The sequence below is a fragment of the Desulfitobacterium sp. THU1 genome (assembly GCF_038181555.1).
GTDB lineage: Bacteria > Bacillota > Desulfitobacteriia > Desulfitobacteriales > Desulfitobacteriaceae > Desulfitobacterium.
On record NZ_JBBWUA010000001.1, the window covers coordinates 85,791 to 112,532 of the forward strand.

22 protein-coding genes are annotated in these 26,742 nt (G+C 44.9%); 21 read left to right on the forward strand and 1 reads right to left on the reverse strand.

The window, feature by feature from the left end; translation table 11 throughout:
• Positions 1-497: 497 nt before the first annotated feature.
• From uvrA to AAC978_RS00505, 12 genes are all read left to right on the forward strand, one after another.
• Positions 498-3,332, forward strand: coding sequence for an excinuclease ABC subunit UvrA (gene uvrA, locus AAC978_RS00450; protein WP_341545988.1), 2,835 nt, complete (start codon positions 498-500; stop codon positions 3,330-3,332).
• 302 nt (positions 3,333-3,634) lie between these two features.
• Positions 3,635-4,297, forward strand: a complete 663-nt coding sequence (locus AAC978_RS00455) for a GntR family transcriptional regulator (RefSeq protein WP_341546340.1) — start codon at positions 3,635-3,637, stop codon at positions 4,295-4,297.
• Between the two features lie 35 nt (positions 4,298-4,332).
• Positions 4,333-5,700: a dihydropyrimidinase gene (gene hydA, locus AAC978_RS00460; protein ID WP_341545989.1), complete on the forward strand. Its 1,368-nt coding sequence runs from the start codon at positions 4,333-4,335 to the stop codon at positions 5,698-5,700.
• A 278-nt stretch (positions 5,701-5,978) separates the two neighbouring features.
• A complete protein-coding gene (locus AAC978_RS00465) occupies positions 5,979-6,737 on the forward strand; it encodes a maleate cis-trans isomerase family protein (RefSeq protein ID WP_341545990.1) in 759 nt (252 codons plus the stop codon).
• A 68-nt stretch (positions 6,738-6,805) separates the two neighbouring features.
• Positions 6,806-7,783, forward strand: a complete 978-nt coding sequence (locus AAC978_RS00470) for a 2-keto-3-deoxygluconate permease (RefSeq protein WP_341545991.1) — start codon at positions 6,806-6,808, stop codon at positions 7,781-7,783.
• A 94-nt stretch (positions 7,784-7,877) separates the two neighbouring features.
• Complete coding sequence (locus AAC978_RS00475; RefSeq protein ID WP_341545992.1) at positions 7,878-8,681, forward strand: fumarylacetoacetate hydrolase family protein; 804 nt, start codon at positions 7,878-7,880, stop codon at positions 8,679-8,681.
• Positions 8,682-8,823: 142 nt separating this feature from the next.
• Entirely contained in the window at positions 8,824-9,636 is an 813-nt protein-coding gene (locus AAC978_RS00480) for a Cof-type HAD-IIB family hydrolase (protein WP_341545993.1), read from the forward strand.
• 278 nt (positions 9,637-9,914) lie between these two features.
• The gene (locus AAC978_RS00485; RefSeq protein WP_341545994.1) at positions 9,915-10,184 is read left to right on the forward strand and encodes a metal-sensing transcriptional repressor; all 270 of its coding nucleotides are present in this window, start codon (positions 9,915-9,917) and stop codon (positions 10,182-10,184) included.
• Between the two features lie 19 nt (positions 10,185-10,203).
• Complete coding sequence (gene sqr, locus AAC978_RS00490) at positions 10,204-11,457, forward strand: type III sulfide quinone reductase, selenoprotein subtype (protein ID WP_341545995.1); 1,254 nt, start codon at positions 10,204-10,206, stop codon at positions 11,455-11,457.
• Positions 11,458-11,484: 27 nt separating this feature from the next.
• Positions 11,485-11,799, forward strand: coding sequence for a TusE/DsrC/DsvC family sulfur relay protein (locus AAC978_RS00495; RefSeq protein ID WP_341545996.1), 315 nt, complete (start codon positions 11,485-11,487; stop codon positions 11,797-11,799).
• Positions 11,800-11,817: 18 nt separating this feature from the next.
• Positions 11,818-12,291 carry a DsrE/DsrF/DrsH-like family protein gene (locus tag AAC978_RS00500; protein WP_341545997.1) on the forward strand — a complete coding sequence of 158 codons (474 nt, stop codon included), beginning with the start codon at positions 11,818-11,820 and terminating at the stop codon, positions 12,289-12,291.
• A 296-nt stretch (positions 12,292-12,587) separates the two neighbouring features.
• The gene (locus AAC978_RS00505) at positions 12,588-13,688 is read left to right on the forward strand and encodes a polysaccharide deacetylase family protein (protein WP_341545998.1); all 1,101 of its coding nucleotides are present in this window, start codon (positions 12,588-12,590) and stop codon (positions 13,686-13,688) included.
• A gap of 97 nt (positions 13,689-13,785) precedes the next feature.
• On the opposite strand, the gene AAC978_RS00510 is transcribed toward AAC978_RS00505, so the two are convergent.
• A complete protein-coding gene (locus AAC978_RS00510) occupies positions 13,786-15,084 on the reverse strand; it encodes a glycosyl hydrolase family 18 protein (RefSeq protein ID WP_341545999.1) in 1,299 nt (432 codons plus the stop codon).
• Positions 15,085-15,311: 227 nt separating this feature from the next.
• On the opposite strand from AAC978_RS00510, the gene AAC978_RS00515 reads away from it, so the two are divergent.
• The 9 genes from AAC978_RS00515 to AAC978_RS00555 all read left to right on the forward strand — a co-directional run bounded on the left by AAC978_RS00515 (position 15,312) and on the right by AAC978_RS00555 (position 26,742).
• Entirely contained in the window at positions 15,312-17,039 is a 1,728-nt protein-coding gene (locus tag AAC978_RS00515) for a B12-binding domain-containing radical SAM protein (protein WP_341546000.1), read from the forward strand.
• A 57-nt stretch (positions 17,040-17,096) separates the two neighbouring features.
• Positions 17,097-18,278: an ABC transporter substrate-binding protein gene (locus AAC978_RS00520; RefSeq protein ID WP_341546001.1), complete on the forward strand. Its 1,182-nt coding sequence runs from the start codon at positions 17,097-17,099 to the stop codon at positions 18,276-18,278.
• 23 nt (positions 18,279-18,301) lie between these two features.
• Entirely contained in the window at positions 18,302-19,195 is an 894-nt protein-coding gene (gene rapZ, locus AAC978_RS00525; RefSeq protein WP_341546002.1) for an RNase adapter RapZ, read from the forward strand.
• Positions 19,192-20,565, forward strand: coding sequence for a gluconeogenesis factor YvcK family protein (locus AAC978_RS00530; RefSeq protein ID WP_341546003.1), 1,374 nt, complete (start codon positions 19,192-19,194; stop codon positions 20,563-20,565). The genes rapZ and AAC978_RS00530 overlap by 4 nt, the downstream gene beginning before the upstream one ends.
• A 15-nt stretch (positions 20,566-20,580) precedes the next feature.
• Positions 20,581-21,534 carry a DNA-binding protein WhiA gene (gene whiA / locus AAC978_RS00535; protein WP_341546004.1) on the forward strand — a complete coding sequence of 318 codons (954 nt, stop codon included), beginning with the start codon at positions 20,581-20,583 and terminating at the stop codon, positions 21,532-21,534.
• 2 nt (positions 21,535-21,536) lie between these two features.
• A complete protein-coding gene (rpoN, locus tag AAC978_RS00540; protein WP_341546005.1) occupies positions 21,537-22,940 on the forward strand; it encodes an RNA polymerase factor sigma-54 in 1,404 nt (467 codons plus the stop codon).
• A gap of 126 nt (positions 22,941-23,066) precedes the next feature.
• Entirely contained in the window at positions 23,067-23,702 is a 636-nt protein-coding gene (locus tag AAC978_RS00545) for a phosphate signaling complex PhoU family protein (RefSeq protein ID WP_341546006.1), read from the forward strand.
• A gap of 6 nt (positions 23,703-23,708) precedes the next feature.
• The gene (locus AAC978_RS00550) at positions 23,709-25,304 is read left to right on the forward strand and encodes a Na/Pi cotransporter family protein (protein ID WP_341546007.1); all 1,596 of its coding nucleotides are present in this window, start codon (positions 23,709-23,711) and stop codon (positions 25,302-25,304) included.
• A gap of 253 nt (positions 25,305-25,557) precedes the next feature.
• A complete protein-coding gene (locus AAC978_RS00555; RefSeq protein WP_341546008.1) occupies positions 25,558-26,742 on the forward strand; it encodes a phosphoglycerate kinase in 1,185 nt (394 codons plus the stop codon).

Sequence of the window (26,742 nt, forward strand, 5' to 3'; positions counted from 1 at the left end):
AGCCCTTGGGTTTGCTTCATTCTGATTATGCCTGGGGATAGCTTATAAGCAAGGTGAGAAGAGGGGCTAAGAAAGCTCTCCGCAGGTTTTGGGAGTAGCCCGAAGAATCCATTATACAACCATAGTCACCTGTATGAGCAACTGGATAGCCAACGTGGACCCAAGAGGCTGCTTAAATATCATAAGAGCTGACCCAAGGATTTTGCGTTACAAGAGTGCGCGACTTCTAAGCGAGCAGGATGCCAAACTTCGTGAAAAGCTTGCAGCGGAGAAAGGTTGGAAACAGGACATTTCCAACCAGCCATAGAGCCAAGGATGGCGATTTGGCTGGGGACCTTTCGGAGCGGAGAGCTTGAGCCTTAGTTTGGCACCGCGCAGCTTACTGAGCGAACGGTGTAACGCAAAATCCTGGAGACAGACCCTGACAATATAAAAGTATCGAAGAGCACACCTATACAACTACCCCAAAGAAGCAAACTAACCTGAGGAGGACCATAATGACCCAGAACTTCATCAAAGTACGCGGCGCCCGCGCCCATAACTTGAAAAATATCAATATCGATATTCCCAGAGACCAGCTCGTGGTTGTCACCGGCTTATCCGGCTCGGGGAAATCCTCGCTAGCCTTCGATACCATCTATGCCGAAGGTCAACGACGCTACGTAGAATCCCTATCCTCTTATGCCCGGATGTTCCTTGGGCAAATGGACAAGCCTGATGTTGACTACATTGAAGGGCTTTCGCCTGCCATTTCCATCGATCAAAAGACAACGAACCGCAATCCTCGCTCCACCGTGGGAACGGTTACGGAAGTTTATGATTATTTACGTTTGCTTTATGCGCGGATCGGCCATCCCCATTGCCCTAAATGCGGCATGAAAATTAGTCAGCAAACCGTACAACAAATGGTTGATCAGATCATGGCGTATCCAGAGCGGAGCAAGCTTCAGATTTTGGCGCCCTTAATTAAGGGTAAAAAAGGGGAGCATGTCAAAGTCCTTGACGATGCTCGAAAGGCTGGTTATGTACGGGTGCGCGTGGATGGTGAGAATCGGGATTTAAGTGAAGATATTAAGCTTGAAAAGAATAAAAAGCATTCTATAGAAGTTGTGGTTGACCGTATAGCCTTAAAGCCGGAAAGCGCCGCTCGTTTGGCGGATTCTTTAGAGGTAGCCTTGAAACTGGGCGAAGGGAATGTCCTTGTGGACATCATCGGTGAAACAGAGATTCTCTTCAGCGAGAATTTTGCCTGCCCGGACTGCGGTATTGCCCTTGAAGAAGTCTCCCCACGACTCTTCTCCTTTAACAGCCCCTATGGAGCCTGCCCTGATTGCACCGGATTAGGCGCTAACTTAGAAGTAGATATTGACTTGATTATTCCTGATAAGAAGCTGACCCTCAAGGAAGGAGCCATCGTGCCTTGGGCTAAATCTCAATCGAATTATTATCCTGCTATGCTTGCGGCTGTCAGTGAGGCTCTTGACTTTACCATGGATACTCCCTTGGAAAACCTCTCAGAGGAACAATGGAAGGGGCTGCTTCATGGCATTGAGAAACCTATAAAGTACAAGTTTATGAGCTTCTTTGATGATAAACCGAAGGTGCACTCAGGACCCTTTGAAGGGTTGATCCCTTTTTTTGAGCGCCGTTACAAGGAATCGTCTTCCGACTATGTAAGGAGCGATATAGAAAATTATATGGGCGAGCGAGCGTGTCCGTCTTGCAAAGGGAAACGTCTAAAACCGGAAGCTCTTGCAGTCACCGTTGGAGAACTTTCCATCGATGATTACACGAGGTTGCCCATCACTGACGCCCTAGAGTTTATCAACCAACTTCAGCTCACTGAAAAGGAAGAAACTATCGCCCGCCAAATCCTCAAAGAGATTCGCGAACGCTTGGGATTCTTAATCAATGTCGGACTCAATTATTTGACCTTACATCGAGCTGCGGGAACGCTCTCCGGTGGAGAAGCGCAGCGGATTCGCTTGGCTACCCAGATTGGCTCGAGCTTAACCGGAGTTCTTTACGTCCTAGATGAACCTAGTATCGGCTTGCACCAGAGAGATAACGAAAAACTTTTAACTGCCTTACAGCATTTAAGAGATTTAGGAAATACATTACTGGTGGTTGAGCACGATGAGGATACTATGTTGGCTGCCAATCACATTATTGATATCGGTCCGGGGGCAGGAGTTCACGGCGGGCAGATTATTGCCGAAGGTACTATCGAGGATATCAAAGCTAATCCGGCTTCCATCACCGGCCAATATTTGACCGGTACGCGGAAAATCCCTGTACCGGTGGAGAGAAGGCACCTCAACGGTAAGTGGCTAGATGTGAAAGGTGCCCGGGAAAACAATCTGAAGAATATCAACGTGCGCATTCCGCTTGGGGTATTTAATGTGGTTACCGGCGTATCAGGTTCCGGGAAGAGCACTCTAGTCAATGAGATTATCTATAAAACTTTGGCTACAAAACTTAACCGCGCTACTAAACTTCGTGCAGGTCTTTTCAAAAGTATGGAGGGCTTAGAGCATCTGGATAAGGTCATTGATATTGACCAATCTCCCATTGGTCGGTCGCCTCGTTCTAATCCGGCGACCTATACCGGGGTATTTGATTACATCCGTGAGCTTTTCTCCCACATACCCGAAGCCAAGATGAGAGGCTATTCTACGGGACGCTTCAGCTTCAATGTGAAAGGCGGACGTTGTGAAGCTTGTAAAGGAGATGGCATCATCAAAATTGAGATGCATTTTCTCCCAGATGTCTATGTTCCCTGTGAAGTGTGTCGGGGAGCTCGCTATAATCGTGAGACCTTAGAAGTGAAGTATAAAGGGAAAAGCATTGCGGAGGTCCTCGACATGACGGTAGATGAGGCGGTGGAGTTTTTCCAGGCAGTACCGAAAATTCTCCGCAAAATTCAAACCCTCCAAGATGTAGGATTAGGCTATATTCGCCTTGGACAACCTGCCACCACGTTGTCCGGCGGGGAGGCTCAGCGTGTAAAACTAGCTACCGAACTAAGTCGTCGCAGTACCGGTAAAACCATTTATATCTTGGATGAACCCACAACCGGACTGCATATGGCGGATGTAGACCGTTTGCTGGAGGTACTGCATCGTTTAGTGGATGGCGGGGATACCGTCCTGATTATTGAGCATAACCTCGATGTTATCAAAACTGCAGATTATCTTATTGATCTTGGTCCTGAAGGGGGCAATGGGGGCGGTCAAGTCCTCATCACTGGAACTCCCGAGGAAGTGGCCGCTTGCTCTAAGTCATATACTGGGAAATTCTTAAAGAAGTATTTGAACAACGGACTTAATTGATATACTCGATAGATAAGCCACGAGAACGGTAATGAACTGCCCTGTCAAGTATTCAGTCAGTGGGCTATTCATTATTAGGACCTTGTGGCTTATTTTTAATGAAAAAAAGTATAACCTAAGGAGAGAGCCTCTAGCACAATGGGCGTCCGTAAGCTGAATCCAAAACAATAAATATTTTGCATGTTGGCAGGAGTCTAAATAAAGAAGCCGAATATTCATATAAGTGGGCTGTCGACAGAGTACAGTTATCATCTTGTTGGTCAACTAAATACAAATTAAATAAGAGGTGAGCACTTTTGGCCGTGGTTAAGAATATGCCTTTCCATCTACAGGTCTATCAAATTTTAAGAGAATCAATCCTTACCGGAAAATATCGTCCAGGGGAAAGATTACTAGAACAAAAACTTGCTCAAGAACTTGAGGTTAGTCGAAGCCCTGTCCGTGAAGCTTTGCGTATGCTAGAGCAAGATGGACTAGTAGTGACCATGGATAATGGGTCAGGAACGGTGGTCAATCCGATGGAGGTCGAGGATATCGAAGAAATTTACCAGTGCCGGATTGCGACTGAGCCTTATGCAGGATATCTTGCTACTCTGAGGATTAAGGTTGAAGAGATCGAAGAGCTAAATCAGCTTGTTCAGGAGGCAGAATTGGCCTATCAGAACAAGGACTCGGAACGTGTGGTTGAGTTGAATACCCTGTTCCATGATCAAATCGTTCGAATCAGTGGGAATCGCAGACTTAGCGAAATCGTGGATAAGGTTCGTTCCTTAAGTATTTTGGCTAGAAATACTGAATTCATGCTGTATTCAAGACCGGGGGATTTCTTAGATGAGCACAAGGCCATTGTAGAAGCCTTGGCAAAGAAGGATCCTCAGCGAGTCGAATCCGTAATCCGTAAACATATTGAAAATGACTGGAAGTATTACTCCCAACATAATCAAACGGTCGCAGAGACACCTTAAAATTCATGATTAAAGCAGAATACTAGGAGTGATTCATGATGAAACGTACTTTGCTTAGAAACGGTATTATTGTCACGGCCTCAGATCAATTTCTCGGAGATTTATTGATTGAAGATGGAAAGATTGCTGCCATTGGCAAAGAGCTCAAGTTGGAGGCTGACAAAGTCATTGATGCTGCCGGAAAATATATTTTCCCTGGTGGGATTGATGCCCATATTCATATGGACGTGCTATGCAGTGATGGAAGTGTCTCTGCAGGCTATGACACCGATTCTGTAGCTGCAGCGGTGGGAGGAACGACCACGATCCTGGATTACGTCATCCAGGAAAAAGGCAATTCACTTTTGGAGACTGCAAACCTGTGGAAGGATCATGCTAAGCAATCAGCCATTGACTATGGATTCCACCTCATTATTACTCAACCTAACGACACAAGCCCCCAAGAGTTAGATACTCTCGTGGAACAAGGAATTACCTCCTTTAAACTCTTTATGGCTAACCAGATCGCCATGTCGGATAAAGAACTTTTTAATATGATGAAAGAGCTAAAGAAGCGGGGATGTACAGCAGCGATTCATGCAGAAAACAAAGATATCATTGCAACTTTGCAAGCGGAGTATGTAGCCCAAGGAAAAACTTCTCCAGCTTATCATGGCAAAACCCGTCCTGAACTGACGGAGGTAGAGGCTATCAATCGAGCCATTACCCTCGCAGAATTAACGGGGTGCCCTACCCTTATTGCACACATCAGTACAGCTAAAGGCCTTCAACTTGTTCAAGAGGCTAAGGCAAGAGGAGTACAAGTTTATGCAGAAAGCTGCCCCCATTACCTGTTGTTATCCGATGAGAACTATAACTTAGAAGGGTATGAAAGCGCCAAATTTGTCCTATCTCCACCCTTGAGAAGTTCAGAGAATTTTAATGGACTTTGGCAAGGTATGTTGAATGGAGCAGTGGATATTATCTCTTCAGATCACAATGGCTTTAGTTATTCCACTCATAAGCAGCTGGGGCAAGATGATTTTCGTAAGATTCCCAACGGTGCCCCCAGTATTGAACATCGCTTTGGTTTAATTTATAGCTATGGATTAGAAAAAGGAATGGATCCCTGCCGATTTGTTGAATTGGTTTCCACAAACCCGGCAAAGATCTTTGGGCTTTATCCTCAAAAGGGGACCATCTCTCCCGGAAGTGATGCAGATCTCGTTATTTTCGACCCAGAAGCAGAACACGTGATTTCTGCAGAGACCCAATATCAAAAATCAGACTATACACCCTATGAGCAAAGAAGGTTACAGGGAAAAGTTGATACTGTCCTCCTTCGAGGTGAGTGCATCGTCAAGGAAGGAAAGTATGTCAGTGGCCTTGATTATGGGCAATATCTTAAGAGAAGCACAAGGTAACCTTTATCTCAATTAGAATCAAGAGATATTGCAAGTTTAGAATAGGAAATCTAAAATTTTGGTATATTCTTAAGTAGAGGACCGACCGGTTTGGTTGGTCCTTTTTAGTGCTTTTATATGGATTCTTCTTTGAATTTTCAAAGTAAAAATATTTTAAAATATTTAGATTAAGAAAAGAGGATTTTTTTAGAATATGCAGAATATATAGCGTGTAAACAGTTTACAGAATTCTGTCGACAAAGAAATAGGCGCTAAATTACTTTATGAAGGAGGACCCAATGATGCAAAAAACTATGTATGACCCAAAAGAACAAAAGAAGATAGGTATGCTTACTCCATCTTCAAACACAGCCCTTGAACCTATTTGCTCAAGAATGGTTTCAGGTTTGGAAGATCAAGTAACCATGCACTACTCACGTTTGGTGGTCACGAAGATTTCTTTAGAAGAGGATGCGCTTTCCCAATTTGATATGGATCCATTTCTCCGTGCAGCAGAATTGTTAGCTCATGCTGATGTAGATGCTATCGCCTGGAATGGTACTTCAGGTGGATGGACAGGATTTGATTTCGACAGACTGGTCTGCGAAAAAATCACCGAGGCTACAGGAATTCCGGCAACTACTTCGATGCTCGCAATGCTCGATTCCTTCGAAGAAAACAATGTAAAATCACTTCACATGGTTACCCCTTACATTCCTGAGATTGATGCACTGATCAAAAAGCAGTTTGAGGAAAAGTGCGGTTACAAAGTAGTCAATTCTCGCGGCTTAAATCAAACCGTCAACCGTTCCTTTAGCCTTGTAACTCCTGAACAGATTGATCAGATGTGCAAAGAAGTCAGTGTTGAACCTGCTGATGGAACAAGCATTATTTGTACCAATTTAAGATCCACCTGGCAAATTGAACAACTCGAAAGAGATTACGGAATTACCGTTTATGACAGTACTGCAGTCACTGTATGGAAAACACTAAAAATGGTCGGCATTGACCCGAGTGTCGTTAAGGGTTGGGGAAGACTGTTCGAAGCAAAAAACTAATAGGGAATAGTTTATACCAAAATATAAGAATCAACAATACCAGCTGTTGAATATTGGAGGAAGCTAAGATGAAAATAATGAAGACCGTTCAAAAATTCCCCGGTGGCTTAATGGTTATTCCCCTTCTATTGGCATGTGTTATCAATACCGTAGCGCCGCAACTACTGCAAATTGGCGGTTTTACCTCCGGGCTGCTTTCAAGTGCCGGTGTTAAAACATTCGTTGGTTTGTTCTTATTCGTTTCTGGTGCGACAATCAACATTAAACAAGTCGGTGTTCCCGTGTATAAGGGTGCCGTACTAACTGTTTCTAAAGTGGGCATCGGTCTGGCTTTAGGGATTCTCCTTGGTAAGATCTTTGGACCTTGGGGAGTATTAGGCATTACCCCATTGGCAGTAATGGCTGCACTTGCCAACTGTAATAGCGTTATGTATGCTATTCTCGCTGGACAAGTTGGAGACTCCACAGATGTTGGTGCCGTTTCCGTATTGGGATTGGATGATGGTCCTTTCTTCACCATGATGGCTCTAGGCGCAGCAGGTATGGCTACTATTCCTTTCATGGATATGGTCGCAGTCGTTGTTCCCTTAATCTTAGGACTTATTTTAGGTAACTTGGATGAAGAAATCCGTGATCTTTGTGAAAAAGGTACCCCATTGGTTATTCCTTTCAACGGTTTCGTTCTCGGTGCTGGCATGAACCTTCGTGATGTTGTTAAAGCTGGGGTTCCTGGTGTTATCTTAGGTCTTGTTTCTCTGATCGTTACTGGATTCTTCTGCTACTGGGTTTATAACCTTTTCTTCGGAAGAAAAAGAAAGACAGCTGTTGGTTTTGGTGTAGGAAATACTGCTGGTAATGCTGTTGTTACACCAAATGCTATTGGTCAATCTGACCCGTCGTGGGCTCCTTATGCGGCAGGTGCAACTGCTCAGGTTGCTGCAGCTTGCGTTGTAACTTCTATTCTATGTCCGCTCATTACGACTTATCTACACAAGAGAATTCAAAAGAAGTATGGTGAGGTACCACCTCAAGTTGCCGCGAAATAAAAGCCAAAAAGAATTGCATCAAGTTTTTAGGAACAGATGACTTTCGGGCTCCCTGGAGGGCATCTGTTTCTTGCTAAGGAGGCTAGGTCAATCAATGGAACGTTATGTTCGTTTTAATAATGGCAGCAAAATCAGTTATGGGATTGTTAATGGAGATCAAGTTGTAGAATTAGTTGGAGATGAGTTATCTCACTTTCAAGAGACGGAAATCATTCATGACCTTTCCTCACTCAATCTATTACCCCCATGCTCACCGACGAAAGCAGTATGTGTGGGCTTAAATTATAAAGATACTATTTTGGAGCCTGGAGCAAAATGGCCAGTGGAGCCGTTGCTTTTTATAAAGCCATCCACAAGCCTCGTCGCTAACGGGAAGAGTATTGTAAAATGGCCAATGACAGAGCACCTAAACTTTGAAGCAGAATTAGCTATAGTTATCGGGAAAGAAGCTCATCTTGTTCCGGAAAAGGAAGCACATCATTATATATGGGGATATACCATCGCCAATGATGTAACTGCGAAAGATCTTCAGAAATCGGACGGACTCTGGGGACGTTCCAAGTCCTTTGACACCTTTTTGCCTTTAGGACCTTGGATAGTTAGCGGCATCGATCCCCATAACTTAACCATTACTTCCTATTTGAATGGTGAGCAAAAACAAAAAGGGAATATAGGTGATCTAATATTCGGGATAGAATATCTGGTCAGTTTTATATCTCATATCACCACCTTGCTTCCAGGGGATATTATTCTGACTGGAACACCCGGGGGTTATGGTAAAACATTAAACGTGGGTGATAAAGTCGAGATCGAGATCTCCGAGATTGGCAAGCTTTCAAATCAATGCGTAGAGTGCAAGGAAGCCTGGAGCATGCCGCCGAGAATTAAGGAACAATAGTTCTATATACGTTTAATTTTAGGATGACGTAACCAGTGATTAAGGGTTACGTCATCATTTTTAAAGCATGAACGCGTTCTTGAGCTGTCGAGAGGATTCCCTATCCCACTTGTCGAAGTAATCTCCAGAGGAGATGAACGAATTGAAGATTAAACTGGTGGCAACTGATTTAGACGATACCTTATTGCGGGATGATCTTACTCTATCCCAACGAGTCATTGATGCCATTCGGCAGGCGAAGGAGCAAGGAGTTTATGTAACCTTTGCAACAGGAAGAATGCCTGTGTCAGCAAGACCCTATGCTGAACAGCTGGGGTTAGATGTTCCGATTATTACGTACAATGGGGCTATGATCCAGGAAGCGATCAGCCATAAGATACTTTATCGCAAGGTCATTCCAGTAGAATTTGCCCGAGAAATTGTTCGTTATTTGTTAGGAGAGGGGCTTCACCTTCATATGTATCGAGGTGACCAGGTGCACGTACAAAAAGCGAATGAGTGGTCTGAGGCCTATGGACAAAAAACTGGGGTCCAAGTGGAAGAAGCTGATCTCCTTGAGATTCTTCGAGAAGAAAAGGAAGGGGTAGAGAAGATCATAATTTTTGCTGATCCCGATGAACTAAAGATTTGGCGAGAGAAGCTCCAGGTTATGTTCCCTAACATGCTCCACCTCACCTCATCGAAGCCATATTTCCTTGAACTAAATCATCCAGAAGTCAATAAGGGTAATACCTTACTGAACTTTGCCAAGGGACTAGGCATTAAGCCGGAAGAAGTTATGGCCATTGGCGATAGCCTTAACGACCTCGAGATGATCCGTTATGCAGGGCTAGGGGTGGCAGTGGAGAATGCACATCAAGAAGTAAAGGATGTCGCTAAGGTTATAACATCCTCCAATGAGGAAGATGGTGTAGCAAAGGCTATTGAGGACTATGTGCTAAAAGAAAATAGATAAAGTAGATATGTAAAATAGAATGGTAAAGGTAGATGGCTAATGAAATTTTTCGTTAGCCATCTACTTTTTATTTGGGATTAAGCTTGTTTAAAGGCTGTGTTGAACAGCATATAGGTCTGGAAAATAAGTTAAAAAATTACTCTGAATTTTATGCTGATTATGTATTGACAACACTATTAGTGAAAGAGTATACTAATTTCGAAGACCCCCATACCGGGAGGGGGTACCAATTTCATAAAATAATGATGAAGGGGATTATTGAGTAAGGAGTTGTTAGAATGGCCTTAAGTGAAAAAGATGACATATTATTACGTTTAAAAACAATTAAAGGCCATATCAGTGGTATCGAAAAGATGATCGAAGAAGAAAAAGAGTGCGCAGATATTCTTGTTCAATTTGCGGCAGTAAGCGGTTCTATGAACAAGGTAAAAAGCATGCTCAATAAGCATTTCGTTGATCGTTGCTTAGACAAAGCCATATATGAAGAAAAAGATATAAAAGAAGAAGTCAATAGAATTCTAAACAATATCCTAAAATTTAATGAATAATTGGGGAGGGGGCAGTTCTATGAAAAGAGTACTCATTCTAGGTGCAGGCACAGCGGGAACGATGATGGCTAACCATCTTAATAGAAAGCTTAACAAAAAAGAATGGACTATTACCATAGTGGACCAATATGAAAAACATTACTATCAGCCGGGGTTCCTCTTTATTCCCTTTGATATCTATTCTGAAAAAGATGTCATTAAGAGAAAGACGGACTTTATTCCTAAGGATGTAGAATATATCAAATCGGCCATAGAATTGATTGAAGCGGATAAGAATCAAGTTGTGTTAAAAAATGATTGGGTGATTCCCTATGACGTGCTGATTATCGCGACGGGATGCGAAATCGTACCGGGAGAGGTCGATGGCGTAATGGAAGCATGGCGCAAAGACATCTTTGATTTCTACACCATCGAGGGATCAGTTGCCCTGAGAGAGAAGTTTAAAAATTGGCAGGGTGGAAAGCTAGTTGTTCATGTTACTGAAATGCCGATTAAATGTCCAGTGGCGCCTTTGGAATTTGTCTTTTTGGCGGATTGGTTCTTTAGAGAAAAACTTAAGATGCGCGACAAAGTGGAACTTATTTATGTTACTCCTTTGGATGGTGCCTTCACTAAGCAAAGATGCTCGGATACCCTAAGCTACCTATTCCCTAAGAAGAATATAAAAATGATCAATAACTTTAGCATCCCCCATGTCGATGAGAAAAATAAGAAGCTTATTTCGATCGACGGCAAAGAGGTAGACTACGATCTCCTAGTGACGGTACCCGTGAATATGGGGAGCTCTGTAATTGAGCGCTCAGATCTGGGCGATGAATTGAACTTCGTTCCCACGGATAAGCATACCCTGCAATCGAAACAGCATGAGAATATTTTTGTGATTGGAGATGCCTCTGATCTTCCCGCTTCTAAGGCTGGGTCTGTTGCTCATTTCGAGGCAGAGATATTAACCGAGAACATCTTGAGCTATATTGCGAATAAACCCCTAACAGCTCATTTTGATGGTCATGCCAATTGTTATATTGAATCTGGCTATAACAAAGCCTTGTTAATTGATTTTAATTACGATATTGAGCCCGTGGAGGGAACCTTCCCCTTGCCTGGAGTCGGACCCTTCTCACTTCTCAAAGAATCGAGAATTAATCACTTAGGCAAATTAGCCTTTAAGACAATCTACTGGAACATGCTGCTAAGAGGAATCCCAATTCCCACAGTTACAGCTGAATTAAAAACTAGCGGAAAAAAACTAAATAATCCAGCTAATCTATCCTAACCAAAAATTTAAAGGAGGGCTTTAAACATGAAAAAGGACATCGCGGGCTTTTCAGTTGATGTAACAGAAGAAGGTTATTTGGTAAGTAGCGCTCAGTGGAACAAAGATATCGCCGAAGCCATCGCCAAGGAACTTGGGTTAGGGGATCTAACACCGGGTCACTGGAAAGTGATTGAGTTTCTCCAGAAAGACTTTGCCGAGACAGGCAAAATCCCAACCATTCGCAGGGTAAACAAGGTCGGTAACATCGGTACTCAAGAACTCTATGCTTTATTTCCCGAAGGCCCCCTTCTTAAAGCGACTAAGGTAGCCGGAATGAGCAAGCCAGTAAGTTGTGTTTAGAAAGGAGTAGGTTCCACAATGAGCGACGAAGGAAAAATTAAAAAAGTCTCAATAATTATCTCTCAAGGGTCCTTAGAAGGAGCGTATCCCGGATTGATTATGGCCAATGGCGCCAGAATGATGGGAATCGAGGTAAATGTATTCTTTACCTTTTTTGGCTTGAACACAATTACCAAAAGTAAAATGAACAACATTAAAGTGGCTACAGTAGGGAACCCGGCCATGGGTATTCCTTCTCTCATTGGGATATTGCCTGGAATGTCTTCTATGGCTACGAATATGATGAAAAAGCAGATGGAAGAATTGGATATCCCACCGATTGGCGAATTCATCGAAATGATCTCTGATGCCGGCGGGAAAATCTATGCCTGCTTAGCCACTGTGGAGATGTTTAAACTAAAGAAGGAAGATTTCTGCGACCAGTTGGATAGCATCCTCACTGTCGGGGATTTCTACAATCTTGCCGCTGGTGGTCAAATTATCTTCACTTAAACAATTCTTGTCCGCCTAGGTTATTCACTATAGTATAAAATTGGAAAGCACCGCTGTTTGGCGGTGCTTTTGTCATTAATCAATGAGATGTGCAATTTAGGCTTTGGTAACTTGGCATAATCCTTCCTTATAGGGTGGGAATTTCATTAAATTTTAAATATTAAATTTCTATTAACTTGCTTTTTCGTGGAACAAAATGAGCGGGTTATACGTCTATTATTAATGAGTAAGAATTCTTGCTTATTAGTAACTATTCGACAGAGATGATGAGACAGCAGAGAAGAGGGGCGTATAATTTGAGAAGAGAAAGTAGTATGTGGCGAAAATGCGGGCTAATTTTCCTTATCATGGGATCGCTTATCCTAGCCGGGTGTGACACATCCTTGGAATCACTGACTATGGTCAAAGGAAATCCTGACATTCGGGACAAGCAAAAGCCTGGGAAACTGGAGATACCTACCGAAGAACCGTCAGAAAGACCTTCCGAAGAACTCCCAGAAGAACACGAATCCGATAAGGTCGATGGTAAATCTTCAGAAGAACCAGCAACGGAGGAGCTGAAGGATGATGGTACCATCGATCCGAATGATAGTGATGATGAAAGCACTCCAGTATTTACAGAGATATCCCCTTCGGAATACCCCGCCAAGGACCCGCTAAAGCAAGCTCCGGTACCGGCGCCCCCGGGCACACCGATCCGCACCTTTTATGAATTATCCGGCACCCCACCTACCGCACCGGGATTAGCCATGAAACATCGGGTTTTTAAAGAAGAGCCTCCGAAGATAGTATATTTGACGATTGATGATGGCCCTTCAGAGAATACGGCTCCTATACTAGAGGTTCTCAAGAGAGAAGGGGTAAAGGCTACGTTCTTTGTGATCGGGACCCAGGTGGAGAAGTATCCGGAGTTATTCAAGCAAACCTATGCACAAGGCAATGCTATTGGTAATCATACCTATTCTCATAACTATAGTGAGATCTATCGCAGTCCGGAAGATTTTGTTGCCAACCTTAAGAAGAATGAGGAATTGATTTATCGACTCATTGGTATTCGCCCGCAAGTGATTCGTACCCCGGGAGGTACCCACGGCAATTTCCACATTAGTTATTATAACGCGGTGGATGCTGAAGACTATTTAATGTATGACTGGAATGTCAGTACAGGGGACGCCACTGCTCCAGTGGTGTCTGTAGAAACGATCCTAGGCAACATCAAGGAACAAGTTCCGGGGAGGGATCGGGTAATCCTTCTTATGCACGACTCTTATGGTAAAGGAACTACAGTGGAAGCCTTGCCCCAGATTATTCAGTTTCTCAAAAAGCAGGGATACGAGTTCGGTGTGTTATCCCCTGAAGTTGCTCCCATTCTTTTCCCGGGAGGGTTTTATAGTTGAAATTTTAGATTTAAAATACAAAAGAGGCCATCTAACGAGATCATTCTCGGAGGAGGCCTCTTTTGCATCATGTCATCCTAAAACACGGGATAATGAATCACTCGAGTCTATCCTGAATCACTGTATAAATTTGGGGATCATCTCCGCCGGGATGCCAAATAGAGATCCCACGGATATTATATTCATTGACAATATCCACAAAGGTAGAAAAGTTGACTGCGTTAGTGAACCAGACTTGATGGGATACTCCATTATCTGTATAGCTGAAGTGAGGACCATTTTGGGAATCTTGGATGATCTGCGCTTGGTGTTGCTGGGCGAGACGGATAGCAGCATCATAGGTAACACTGCTCCGACTGGTCCCCCAATCATAACCGTAGGTGGGTAAACCTGCTTCGAGCTTGGCACGAGGGATGACGGTTACTGCGTAGTTCAAGACCTGGCGAATCCAACTTGCTGGAGCAATCGATCCCGGGGTATCCCAACTGTAATCGTAGAGCATGAGACGAACGACGTCCACAGCGCCCCCGATTCCCGGGTAATCATGACCGGCACTGCTGCCCGGCTCGTCAGCCCTAGTTTTAGCTTGAATTGCGACGTATAGCTTTTTATTATAGGGTGCCAAGGCCGCTTTGAGCTCCCTTAAGAATTCTACGAAGAGGTAACGATCAGCCGCAGCGATATTTTCATAGTCAATCTCAATTCCCTCATAGTTCATGGAGCGAACTTTATTAACGATAGTCGTAATATGGTGCTGGCGAACGGTAGGGTTGTTTAGCATGGTCGAGACAAGTTGTTGATTAAAATTGTTGGCGATCAGGGGGATAAGTTCAATGCCATGGGAACGTGAAAATTCAATAAGGGAGGAGTCTTCTCCATTAGGATAAACAATCAGATCACCGGTAGGAGTAAGCTCATACCAGAAGGGAGAAAGAGTTGTAATCAGCTCGGCATGCTGACGAACAACAGCCATAGCCTCCTGCTGAACCCAATAAGGAATCCAAGCAGAGAACGTATGCCGTTTGCCGGGGGCTTTGGGGATTTTTATGCGCTGTCCAATTCGTAATTGATAAGGATCCACTCCAGGGTTGGCGGCGATGATTTCATCCACAGAAACCCCATAGCTTAGGGAAAGCTTATAGAAGGTATCCCCAGCCTTGATTGTATAGAGAATGTAGTCCGGTTGGGGTCCGGGCTGAAATAATGCATTGTAAGTAAGAGGACCAACGATGCCATCGGGGATCAGACCGCGATCCCTTTGAAATTGTTTAACAGCCGCCTCTGTCCTTACCCCAAAGATGCCATCAATGGGTCCTGGAAGATAGCCTAGTTCACTTAAGCGTGCCTGTACCTCAGACACATCGCTACCTCGAGAACCTCTTCTTAATATTCTCATAGTAATCACCTCATACCTGCGCTATACCATAGAACAGTATATTCATAAGCTCCATGAAAAGGTGACATTACACCATGCATTAGACACACCGTGAGGATATTTCTTCTGTACTGATGGAATTAAAACCATTAATATATTATAAAATTTTCGTTTAGGATAAAGTTTGGCATCGTAATTGCAAAGGTCGTCGGTTAAAGCTATACTAGAGAGGAAAGGAGTCGATCCTTTTGCGAATTTTACTGGTCGGATTAAACGCAAAATATGTACATACCAATTTGGCGATACGGTACCTGCGTGAGAGTGTAAAGGGTGAGTTTCCTGAGGTTAGGATTCGTGAGTTCACCATTAACGAACCGATAGAGCGGATTGAAGCGGAAATATATGAAGCCAAGGCAGATGTCATTGGCTTTTCCTGTTATATTTGGAACTTGAAGGAGACCCTCGCTGTGATCCGCCAGCTGCGACCCACCTCTCCTCGTACTCGAATTCTCGTTGGAGGACCCGAGGTATCCTTTGAGGCCGATTGTTTTTTGAGAGAAAATAATGAGATCGATGCAGTGGTTTTGGGCGAAGGTGAAGTGACCTTCCTTGAACTTCTTCGTGCTTGGGAGTTAGGAGCGAATCCGGCGGAAGTAGCAGGATTGGCTTGGCGGAATCCCCAGAACCAAGAAATCATGATCAATCAATCCCGCCAGCAACTGATCATGACTGATCTACCTAATCCCTATGCTGAGGAGGAAGATTTTCAGGGGCGCCTTGCCTACGTTGAGACCATTAGGGGCTGTCCTTTTAACTGTCAATATTGCCTTTCTTCCACATTCCAAGGGGTTAGATATCTTCCGTCCGAACGATTTCGGGAGATTATGCGTCGTGCTTTGCACTGTGGAGCACGTACAATTAAACTAGTGGATCGCACCTTTAATGTAAATAAGGTGCATTCCTTCAGAATCCTCGATATTGCCCGGGAAGAGGCGGCTCATTACCCAGCCGAGGCAGGGATTCGAGTTCATTGTGAAATGGCAGGAGAGCTACTCGATGCGGACTGGTTGGATTATTTGCGAGATTATCCCAAGGATTTGGTTCAATTTGAAATCGGGGTGCAGTCTACGAATCCCGAGACCCTCTCAATCATCTGTCGCCCCCAGCATTTTGATCGGTGGGCAAAATATGTTAGAGAGATTCAAGAAATGAACAAAGCCCATCTACATCTGGATCTTATTGCGGGGTTACCCAAAGAAGGTTGGTCTAGTTTTCGGACATCCTTTAATGAGGTGTATGCAGTACAACCGGATATGCTGCAATTAGGTTTTTTAAAAGTTCTAAAAGGCTCTGGTTTACGGGAGAAAAGTGAGCAATATGGATTGATCTATGCTCCCGATCCTCCTTATACTATTTTGCAAACGGCAGACTTAAGCCATGAAGAAATACTGAGGCTCCATCGTCTGGAAGATATTCTTGATCGCTATTATAATTCGGGGCGGTTTGGCAGAACCCTAACCTGGGTTGTTAAGCAATACCCTACCCCCTTTGATTTCTATCATGAGTTCGCGGAATATTGGCGTAAGCAGGGCTGGTTTAAGCAGAATTGGTCGGGGAAGGCCCTTTTTGAAAAACTATGGCACTACTGGTGTTCACAAAAGTCTAGTCCTGAGTCGGCAAGTATGATCTCCATTCAGGAGAGGCTGAGGTATGATTATTATCTTTGGGAACGGCCGAATTTCGTCCCGGATTATCTGCTTCCTGCTCAAGGGAATTTGCCACCGGATTATCCTGGGCAAAAACAATCTCTGCAACAGGATCGACGCTGGGAGAACCTCATCGCCGAGTATAACCAAATGGACCGTCGACAATGGCAAAGGGCAACTGCCGTGGACTATTTCCATGAACCTCAACCCCAGTGGGTACTTTTCTTCTATAAAAATGGCAAAACCAGTTGTTATCCAATGGATACCTAAGATAACAGATCAAGAATCCTTAAAAAAATTTTCAAAACAGATTAAAGGAGCATTTCTATGGTTAAGGGTTTGGCCAAGCGAGTTCTTCATTGCATTCTTATCATCGGACTTCTAACGCTTCTACTCTCAGGCTGTGGTGAGGATCCACAGCAAGGCTTGCCGGGAGGAGCCGCTCCGGCAGTGATCGAGCTGTGGCATTCCTTAACAGGAGCGGAGGCTCAAGAGTTGGGGAAACAAAGCCAAAGGATTATGGACGCTCACCCTGAAGTGATTATCCGACTAGAATATATAGAAGAAGGAAGAATGGTTAATCTTGCTTATCTTGCGCAAGCGGGTGGGGAAGGACCGGAGATTTTCCTTACCTCTTCCAAAGCCTTAACCGATCTTTTCCATCAAGGGGCCTTAGCCCCAATCATCGGTAACTCGGATCCGTTCCTTGGCTTAGTAACCCAATTTAAGTATGGGGATAAAACATTTGCACTACCTCTTACCGTCGATGTTCCTTTATTCTATTATCGTACTGATCTCGCCCCGTTGCCGGCTAATTTGGCGGAGTTCCCCACAACCAAGGGAGTACTTGCGCTAACGGCCCTGGATACCAAGACCCTAAGTCCTTGGTGGTTAGCCCAAGGAGGAAAGTTAGCTAGCAATGGCCAGCCTGCTCTTCAGGATCCGGCTAATTATATCTTTCTTCAACAGCTTTTGGCCTGGCAAGAGGGAAACCTCTTAGTCGTTGATCCCAATGCTTGGAATCTATTCATAAATGCTCAGGCTGCCTATACCATCGCCTGGGCTAGTCAGGCCCAGGGAATAGCGACGACTATTCCTTGGGGAAGCGTACCCCTTACTCAGTTGACGTCCGGAAAAGGGGAGATTTTAGGGGGAAAAACGATTGGCATCGCCAACTCCTCCATCAAATCCACAGAGGAGCTAAACCCTCTCATTCGTTTGGTTGAAGAGGAACTGCTTTCACCGGATGCCCAGTGGGCTATCGCTATGGCCGGAAAACGATTTCCAACCAGCAGTTCTTTTTATAGTCGTGAAGAAGCCCAAACAGGACTTCTTCGCCAAGTAGGGTTAAGTTTAGCTAGGGCCTGGTCCTTACCGAGTAATGCTATGGAAGGAAAGCTTATGCCCCTCCAAGATCAAGCTTGGCAAAAGGCTTGGAACGGAGTAAAGCCAGAGGATGCCCTTAGTTGGGCTCAGACGGAAGCTGTTAAAGTGCTTCAAGTAAAATAATCAGTAGAGAAGGGGGAGTAGCTATGTCGACAAAGCAAGTACGATTGTTGGTTATCACTGGACTCTCGGGAGCGGGGAAGACCCAGGCAATGCAGAGTCTCGAAGATCTGGGCTTCTTCTGTGTGGATAATCTACCCCCATCCTTGATTCTAAAATTTGCCGAGCTCTGTGTTCAGTCGCAGGGCAAGGTAACCCGCGCGGCCATCGTGTGCGACCTACGCGGGGGGGAGTTCTTTACTTCCTTAGCCGAGGCTTTAGAAGATTTACAAAGGTCCGGCTTTCAGTATGAGATGCTTTTCTTAGAAGCTTCGGATGAAGTCCTCGTTGGCCGGTATAAGGAATCTCGACGGAGACACCCACTTTCCCCTAGCGGTGGAATTCTTGAAGGGATTCAAAAGGAACGTCAAAAGCTCATCGAGCTTCGTGGTATCGCCCATAAGATTATTGATACCTCAAGTCTCTCCTCTCAGCAACTGCGTCACCAGGTGGCAGAACTGTTTGGCAACGAACAGACCTCAGGACCCTTAGCAGTTTCGGTGGTCTCCTTCGGATATAAATATGGCATCCCCCTCGACGTGGACCTGCTTATTGATGTGCGCTTTTTACCCAATCCTTTTTATATCAGCGAGCTCCGGCCACTTACTGGGCAACATCCTCAAGTCCAGAAATATATTTTTAGTAATACCTTGGCTCAAGAATTTGTAGACAAGTATCTGGATCTGTTAGAGTATATTCTTCCTCATTATGTGGAGGAAGGGAAGCGACATCTAGTGATTGGTGTCGGTTGCACAGGGGGACAGCATCGTTCCGTAGCTATTGCTGAACGAATCGGCACTTTTCTTCAAGAGCATCATTACACTATGAACGTTAATCACCGGGATGCTGCCCGTAATCGGAAGGGTGATAAGACTAAATGAAAAGCAGACTGGGTATATCACTCCCCAACTCTTTGAAATGGCTTTATCCAAATTTAGGTGTCAAACGTTGGTTTTTACTGGCAGTTCTCGGCGTGTTCTTATTTGCAGCGGGTTTTTCCGTAATGAATGATGGCATAGCTCTAGGTTATATAGAGTTGCAATTTCGCGAAGCCATCTATCGACTGACAGGCAGTGCTCCACGTACTGCTGTGCCGATGGGTCTGGTGATTAGTGCTTTGGGGGCTGCGGCCATGGTGATTGGCTTTCAGCGTATGCTCCGATCTATTATCTCTGTGTTGTTGCCTGATGAAGAAGCTCGGATTGTTGATGTTATGTATTCCCGTCAACATCTCCGACGCGGTCCGAAGATTGTGGTCATCGGTGGAGGAACCGGCTTATCAAACCTCCTTAGAGGCCTAAAAAATTATACCCGTAACCTCACTGCTATTGTTACGGTATCCGACGATGGCGGGAGTTCAGGAATGCTGCGCAGTGAAATGGGTATTCTTCCCCCGGGGGATATTCGCAACTGCCTCGTCGCGCTCTCCGATACGGAAAATATCATGGAAAAACTTTTTTCTTATCGCTTTGATACCGGTACGCTCAAAGGACATAGCTTAGGCAATCTGTTTTTAGCAGGGATGGCCGATACCTTTGGCGACTTCCAAAAGGGGGTCGAGCACGTAAGTAAGGTTTTCGCCCTTAGGGGCAATGTCTATCCTTCGACTTTGGAACAAGTAGTTCTAGGTGCAGATTTGGCTAATGGAACCACCGTGAAAGGGGAAACCCAGGTCAGGGATACTCAAGGTCGCATCATCAGGGTTTATCTGGAGCCTGAGGATTGCGAGCCCGTGCCAGAGGCGTTAAAGGCTTTGGACGAAGCGGATCTTATTGTCTTAGGGCCAGGCAGTCTCTATACCAGTGTTTTGCCGAATCTATTAGTAAAAGGCTTAAAAGAGAAAATTCGCGATGCCGATGCTCCCTGTGTCTATATCTGCAATATCATGACAGAACCGGGAGAAACAGACCAATTTCAAGTATCAGATCATTTGCAGTCTTTGGTCGATCACTGTGGTCATGGCTTAGTCGATGTTGTCTTAGCCAATAGACAGGAGATACCCCAAGACCTTCTGCAGCGCTATGCAGAGGAAGGCTCCTATCCGGTTCATGGCAATGCTGCCAGCGTGGAATGGCTGGGGGTTAAATACGTGGAAGCAGATCTTCTCCAAGAGGGTGAAACCATTCGCCACGACCCTGACCGTTTGGCACGAATGCTTATTCGACTTCTCTTTCGCTTAAAGCCCATGGGTGAGAGGATCGCTCTAGTGGATTCCTATCTATTAAGTCAGAAATTAAGGGAAGAATCCTAGAAAGGAGGGGGAGGAATGTCCTTCAGTGCCGAAACCAAGGATGAATTAGCACGCATCGAGGAAAAGAAGAGATGTTGTAATGTGGCCGAACTTGCAGCGCTTGTGCGTATGGATGGGACCTTGCAGATCTCTAATCAAATCTACGCACTGAACGTGACCACCGAGAGTGCCCCCGTAGCGCGTAAGGTATACCGGTTGGCTAAAAACATATTGGATCTACCGGTGGACATTATGGTGCGCAGGAAGCTGCGCTTAAAAAAGAATAACTCCTATATGGTTAAAATTTATCCAAGGGACTTAAGCGATTTTCAACAACTCGGGCTTATTGATGAAGAAGGTGAAATCCTACCGGGCATACCCGACTTCCTCGTCAAAAGGAAATGCGATAGAATTGCCTATTTACGCGGAGCCTTTCTGGCCGGGGGATCCATCAATAATCCTGAAGGAACATATCATTTGGAGATTATCACCAATGACGCTCTTCATGGGGACGCTCTTTGCCAACTTCTCAATCGATTTCAGTTGGGCGCTAAAGTGAGTCTGCGTAAAAATTGGCATGTTGTATATATTAAGGAAAGTGAGCATATTGTTAAATTTCTTGCTCTCATCGGAGCTCATCGCGCGCTTTTAGAATTTGAGAATGTCCGCGTGCTTAAAGATATGCGCAATCAAGTCAATCGTTTAGTTAATTGTGAGACAGCCAATCTCAATAAAACAGTAGATGCGGCTGTACGGCAAGTGGAAAATATTCAGAAGGTAGCCAACACCATTGGTCTTCAAGCTCTCCCGGATCCCATACGGGAAATAGCTGAGCTACGGCTGGAATACCCTGATGCCAGCCTCAAGGAATTAGGGGAAATGTTGAACCCGAAGGTAGGCAAATCAGGAGTGAATCATCGCCTACGCAAGATAGACGAGCTTGCTGATAAGCTAGAGGAACAGCAAAAGCGGGTGGGGAAAGGAGGATAAAAGTGCGGATAGGGTATGGCCTAAATCTAGAGCAAACACAGAAGTTAGTTATGACACCAGAGTTGCGCCAAGCGATTGCTGTACTGCAGCTGTCTGCCCTTGAGCTTTCTGATTATGTGGATCAGCAGATGTTGGAAAACCCACTCTTGGATGTCGTTGAAGATTCCGGTGATAAAGGAACAGAAGATCCTCAAGAAGATTCCCCCCCTTCCGAGAAGGAAGGGAATCCGGAGGATAGCGACTGGGATATGAATTGGGAAGATTATTTTCAGCATCAAGAGGAACGGATAAGCAGAGAGTATGACCCTGATGCCGGGCAGAACAAAAGGTTCGAGCCCTTTTTGGCAACAGCTCCTTCCCTACAAGAGCATTTGCTCGAACAGATTCATATCCAAAAGACATTGGCTCCTCATGATTTGCTTGAATATATTATCGGGAATTTAGACGAAAACGGCTATCTGCTCCTTTCTTTAGAGGAAATAGCTAAGCAGCTTCAGCGTCCCCTAGAGCAGGTAGAAACAGGTCTAACAATCATCCAAGGTTTGGACCCTTTAGGTGTAGGAGCAAGGAATCTCGAAGAATGTCTGAGATTGCAGCTTCCTTTGCTAAGCCATTACCCGCCCGAGATGCCAAGATTTCTCAAGCACCTCGAGGATTTAGCCGCCGGACGTTTGCAAAAGATCGCCAACCAACTTAAGGTGACTCCTCTGCAGGTCCAGTCAATGTCTGATCTCCTCCGTACACTTGATCCAAAGCCCGGTCGGCGTTTTTCCGGGCCGGGAGAGGTTCGTTATATTATTCCGGATGTGGTGATCGAGGAAGTTGAAGGAGAGTATATTATTCTAGTCAATGATCTCACTGTACCACGCTTGGGGATCAATCAAACCTATAAAAAAGCCTTGAGCCAGAGCAGTGAATCGGAAACCCGCAAATTCGTGGAGCAAAAACTCAATGCTGCTGCTTGGCTCATTCGCAGTATTGAACAAAGGCGCCTGACCTTATATAAAGTGGCTGATGCTCTTGTGCGACGCCAAGAGGAATTTTTACGACGAGGGGTACGCTACTTAAAGCCTCTCAATCTTAAAGATATTGCGGAAGAAATTGGGGTTCATGAATCTACGGTGAGTCGGGCAACAGCCAATAAGTATGTGCAGACCCCCCGAGGAATTTTTGAATTTAAGTTCTTTTTCGCAACCGGTTTAGGTAGCGAGGAGGGTATGTCTACAGAAGCAATTAAGCAAGCTTTAAAGAATATTATTGCTGAGGAAGACACTAAGGCTCCTTACTCTGATCAGAAGCTCTCCGAAATCCTCGGGGAAAAGAACATGAAGATTTCACGCCGAACCGTAGCAAAATACCGTGACGAGCTTGGTATCCCCTCAACAACTCTGCGCAAGCGATATTAATACGTGGCTCGACGTTTGGATGGTGTGTATTCTAAAAATTGGAGAATATAATAAAACAGAGCCGATCTCTCCTAAAGGCAACCCCGAGTGCTTTGGGTAGAGAAGTTTTATAGAGGAGTGTTGGGGATGACGTTTACGCGCTTAAGCGGGTATGATCGGGCATTAATGGAGATAAGGGCGATGATTCTCGAGCTAGCCCAAGGGGTAAAACATCTTTTGAGTAGAGGCCTCAGTCATCTTGAAACTCCAGATGCTTTGCAGGATGTGGACTGGCGTACAGAAGATGATAAAATCGATGCCATGCGGGACAAAGTGCTCAATCGCATCCTCGAGATGATGACCCTTCAGCAAATTAGGACCCAAGACCTTCGCTTCCTGCTGGGCTATCATAGAATTGCCCAAGAGCTGGAAAGAATCGCCGATTATGCCTGTGATATTGCTGAGCTCGCTGTGCTCAGTTCTAATATGGAGCATCTTGAGGAAGTTTTACAAATGGCCAATCAGACTCAGCAAATGTATCTGAGAGTAGTAGAAACGATTGAAAATGAAGAGGATAGCGTAGAGGCTCTGGATCAGATGGATGATGTATTGGATGCCACTTATGGTTTTTTGCAGAGGCAATTTCTCATGGGTGACCAGAGTGTGAAAACAGGCTCTTTAGCTTTCGCTCTCATTTTTGCGCGGACTATGGAGCGCATGGGAGATCATATATTGAATGTGGCTGAGGCTCAAGTCTATATCAAGACAGGCAAAAAGTTCTAGCTAGGGGTGATCAATATTAGTTTTAGTGCATGGGTTGCTTTCCTAGGTGGATTAGGGATCTTCATGTTTGGTATACATACGACTTCTTCCGGCTTACAGATGTTTGCAGCTAATCGACTTAAAGAGCTACTTGAATCCCTAACCAAGAAGAGCTACTTAGCAGTGCTTTTTGGAATCGTCATGACAGTAGCCTTCCAAAGCAGTACGGCCACTACTGTCCTTGTGGTGGAATTTGTTAATGTGGGACTGATGAGCCTCGGTCGGGCCTTAGGGATTGTTTTAGGCTCAGCGTTGGGCACTTCACTCTCCATCCAGCTCATTGCTTTCAAAATGCTTAATCTAGCCTTGGGTTTCATATTCATAGGCTTTATTCTATACCTTGTTGTAAAAACACCTCATATTAAGCCCTTAGGCCAGGCCATGATCGGTTTTGGTCTTATTTTCGTGGGAATATCCATTATGTCCGGTGCCTTCGCTCCATTAAAGGATATACCACAGGTTCAAGAATTTCTTGCTCATTTGGGTGTCAAGCCCTTCTTTGGAATCCTTGTGGGTCTAGTTCTTACAACCCTTATGCAGAGCAGCACTGCTACTGTAGCCATTCTCATTTCCCTGGCCGATCAAGGATTGATTAATCTAGGTGCGGTTATTCCTTTGGTTTTAGGAGCTCATATCGGTGGCACTGTAACGACCCTGATCTCCACGTTGACTGCACAGAAGCAGGATGCCCGTCGAGTTGCCTTGGCCAATACACTCTACAAGGTCCTTGCCACCCTTCTTGTCCTCCCCTTCTTGCCGGAAGTGGCAGATCTATTAATCTGGCTGGGAGGAGACCTTAAGCGTCAGGTGGCCAACTCTCATCTTGTCTTCTCAGTCCTGATGATTATCCTCTTCATGCCACTAAATAACCAGATTGCAAAAGTCATGGTTCGGATTTTGCCTGACTCTTCACGAGGGATAAAGAAGATTCAGTTCAGACATATTGACGAGACCTCTTTGGAAGTACCTGCTATTGCGTTGACACAAGTTCACCTGGAAATCCAAGGGATGGGCAAGTCCCTACGGGATGAGCTAATGGCGCGGATTCCTACAAGTGTTCTGGAGTGTCGTGCCCTGCCAAGTAAAGGTTCTCCCCTCGAGCAAGATTTTCAATGGTATTATCAGCATATTTTCCGTTTCCTGGCAGCCTTATCTGCTAAAGAGGTAACTGCCCAACAGCATGAGGATATTCTCAATACTCAATTCATTCTCAAAGAATTTCAATACGTTGGAGATGCCTTATTTGACCTGTCCACCCATATTGGAAATGTAACAAAGGAAAACCGACAGGAAGCCGAAGAAATTTGGGGAGATATGAAGGAACTTTACGAAACTGTGCTGAATAATTACAATCGGATGCTCGGAGCACTAAAGTCATGGGATAGGGATTTGGCAGGAGAAGTCATCCGCGAACATCCCGATATAGTCCGTTTGCAGAGAGCACTACAGTTTGGAATCTTGGCAAAAACAACTCAGTGGGAAAACCTAGATATCGTGAATTTACTTTATCGCATCGATAAGCATAGTGTAAATATTGCCCAAGTCGTGATGGGACTGGTTTAAAGAGTAAGATTTTCCTTTGGGCGGTATACTAAGATGATAGAAAGTGCTAAACTAATACACGGTGAAATCTTCATTATGCAAGATAGTTGGGGTCGTGCAGCTTCATGCGCACTACTCATTCAGTAGCTCCATCACTACGGTACTCGATTGACGCTTTCTAGCAATTTTACATACACTTACATAACAACGAACTACCCGAAAGGCTTCACCCAAAAGGAAAATGGAGCAAAAGAGGAAAGGAGAAATATATATAATGGTTAAGAAAGGGCTAAAAGATATTGCGGTTCAGGGGAAACGCGTTTTTGTGCGCTTTGATTTTAATGTCCCCATGGATGATCATGGAAATATTTCGGATGACACGAGGATTTTAGCAGCTTTGCCGACGATTCAGTATTTAATGGCCGAGGGCGCTAAAATCATTCTTGCTTCTCATTTAGGACGCCCCAAAGGTAAAGTGGACCCGGAATACTCCCTGGCCCCCGTGGCCCAACGCCTAAGTGAATTGCTTAACCAACCTGTTGCTATTGCTCCAGATTGTATTGGTCCAGAGGTAGAAAAGGAAGTAGCTCGGCTAAAAGAAGGAGAAGTCCTCCTGCTTGAGAATGTGCGATTCCACGCAGCGGAAGAAAAGAATGATCCTGAGTTTGTCACACGTCTTGCTAATTTAGCTGATGTTTTTGTTAATGATGCTTTCGGTACGGCCCATCGGGCACATGCCTCAACGGAAGGAATCGCCCATCGAATTCCCGGTGTCGCTGGTTTCCTACTTCAAAGAGAGATTGAGAGCATAAGTCAAGCTATGGAGGGAGCAGAGCGGCCTTTTGTGGCAATCATCGGTGGAGCTAAGGTGAGCGATAAAATTGGTGTTATCGAGAACCTACTTAGCAAAGTAGATGTTTTGATTATTGGTGGCGGAATGGCGAATACCTTTCTCAAAGCACAAGGGTATGAGATGGGGAAATCCTTAGTTGAAATGGATAAGTTACCCTTAGCCCAAGAAATTCTCGCTAAGGGCGAAGAACGGCGAGTCAAGATCCTTTTACCTCAGGACGTTGTTGTCGCGAAGGAGTTTAAGGATGACGCACCCTATCGCATTATCTCCATTAAGGATATTACTGAAGATGAAATGGCTTTAGATATCGGGCCGGAAAGTGCTCGAGTCTTTGGTAACACCATAATAGAGGCCAAGACGATTGTGTGGAACGGCCCTATGGGTGTTTTTGAGATGGACAATTTCGCCAGAGGAACTGAACGGGTTGCTCAGGCCGTCGCCAAATGCCCGGGGATGACTATTGTGGGTGGCGGAGATTCTGTGGCGGCTGTGGAGAAAATGGGTGTCGCCGATCAAATGAGCCATATTTCTACTGGCGGAGGAGCTTCCTTGAAGCTTCTAGAGGGAAAAACCTTACCCGGTGTAGCGGCACTTCAGGATAGATAA

Excerpts from the sequence above, each read along its gene's own strand:
- uvrA (WP_341545988.1), top strand. The coding sequence starts at position 498 with ATGACCCAGAACTTCATCAAAGTACGCGGCGCCCGCGCCCATAACTTG.
- hydA (WP_341545989.1), top strand. The coding sequence starts at position 4,333 with ATGATGAAACGTACTTTGCTTAGAAACGGTATTATTGTCACGGCCTCA.
- AAC978_RS00465 (WP_341545990.1), top strand. The coding sequence starts at position 5,979 with ATGATGCAAAAAACTATGTATGACCCAAAAGAACAAAAGAAGATAGGT.
- AAC978_RS00470 (WP_341545991.1), top strand. The coding sequence starts at position 6,806 with ATGAAAATAATGAAGACCGTTCAAAAATTCCCCGGTGGCTTAATGGTT.
- AAC978_RS00475 (WP_341545992.1), top strand. The coding sequence starts at position 7,878 with ATGGAACGTTATGTTCGTTTTAATAATGGCAGCAAAATCAGTTATGGG.
- AAC978_RS00485 (WP_341545994.1), top strand. The coding sequence starts at position 9,915 with ATGGCCTTAAGTGAAAAAGATGACATATTATTACGTTTAAAAACAATT.
- sqr (WP_341545995.1), top strand. The coding sequence starts at position 10,204 with ATGAAAAGAGTACTCATTCTAGGTGCAGGCACAGCGGGAACGATGATG.
- AAC978_RS00495 (WP_341545996.1), top strand. The coding sequence starts at position 11,485 with ATGAAAAAGGACATCGCGGGCTTTTCAGTTGATGTAACAGAAGAAGGT.
- AAC978_RS00500 (WP_341545997.1), top strand. The coding sequence starts at position 11,818 with ATGAGCGACGAAGGAAAAATTAAAAAAGTCTCAATAATTATCTCTCAA.
- AAC978_RS00510 (WP_341545999.1), bottom strand. The coding sequence starts at position 15,084 with ATGAGAATATTAAGAAGAGGTTCTCGAGGTAGCGATGTGTCTGAGGTA.
- AAC978_RS00520 (WP_341546001.1), top strand. The coding sequence starts at position 17,097 with ATGGTTAAGGGTTTGGCCAAGCGAGTTCTTCATTGCATTCTTATCATC.
- rapZ (WP_341546002.1), top strand. The coding sequence starts at position 18,302 with ATGTCGACAAAGCAAGTACGATTGTTGGTTATCACTGGACTCTCGGGA.
- AAC978_RS00530 (WP_341546003.1), top strand. The coding sequence starts at position 19,192 with ATGAAAAGCAGACTGGGTATATCACTCCCCAACTCTTTGAAATGGCTT.
- whiA (WP_341546004.1), top strand. The coding sequence starts at position 20,581 with ATGTCCTTCAGTGCCGAAACCAAGGATGAATTAGCACGCATCGAGGAA.
- AAC978_RS00545 (WP_341546006.1), top strand. The coding sequence starts at position 23,067 with ATGACGTTTACGCGCTTAAGCGGGTATGATCGGGCATTAATGGAGATA.
- AAC978_RS00555 (WP_341546008.1), top strand. The coding sequence starts at position 25,558 with ATGGTTAAGAAAGGGCTAAAAGATATTGCGGTTCAGGGGAAACGCGTT.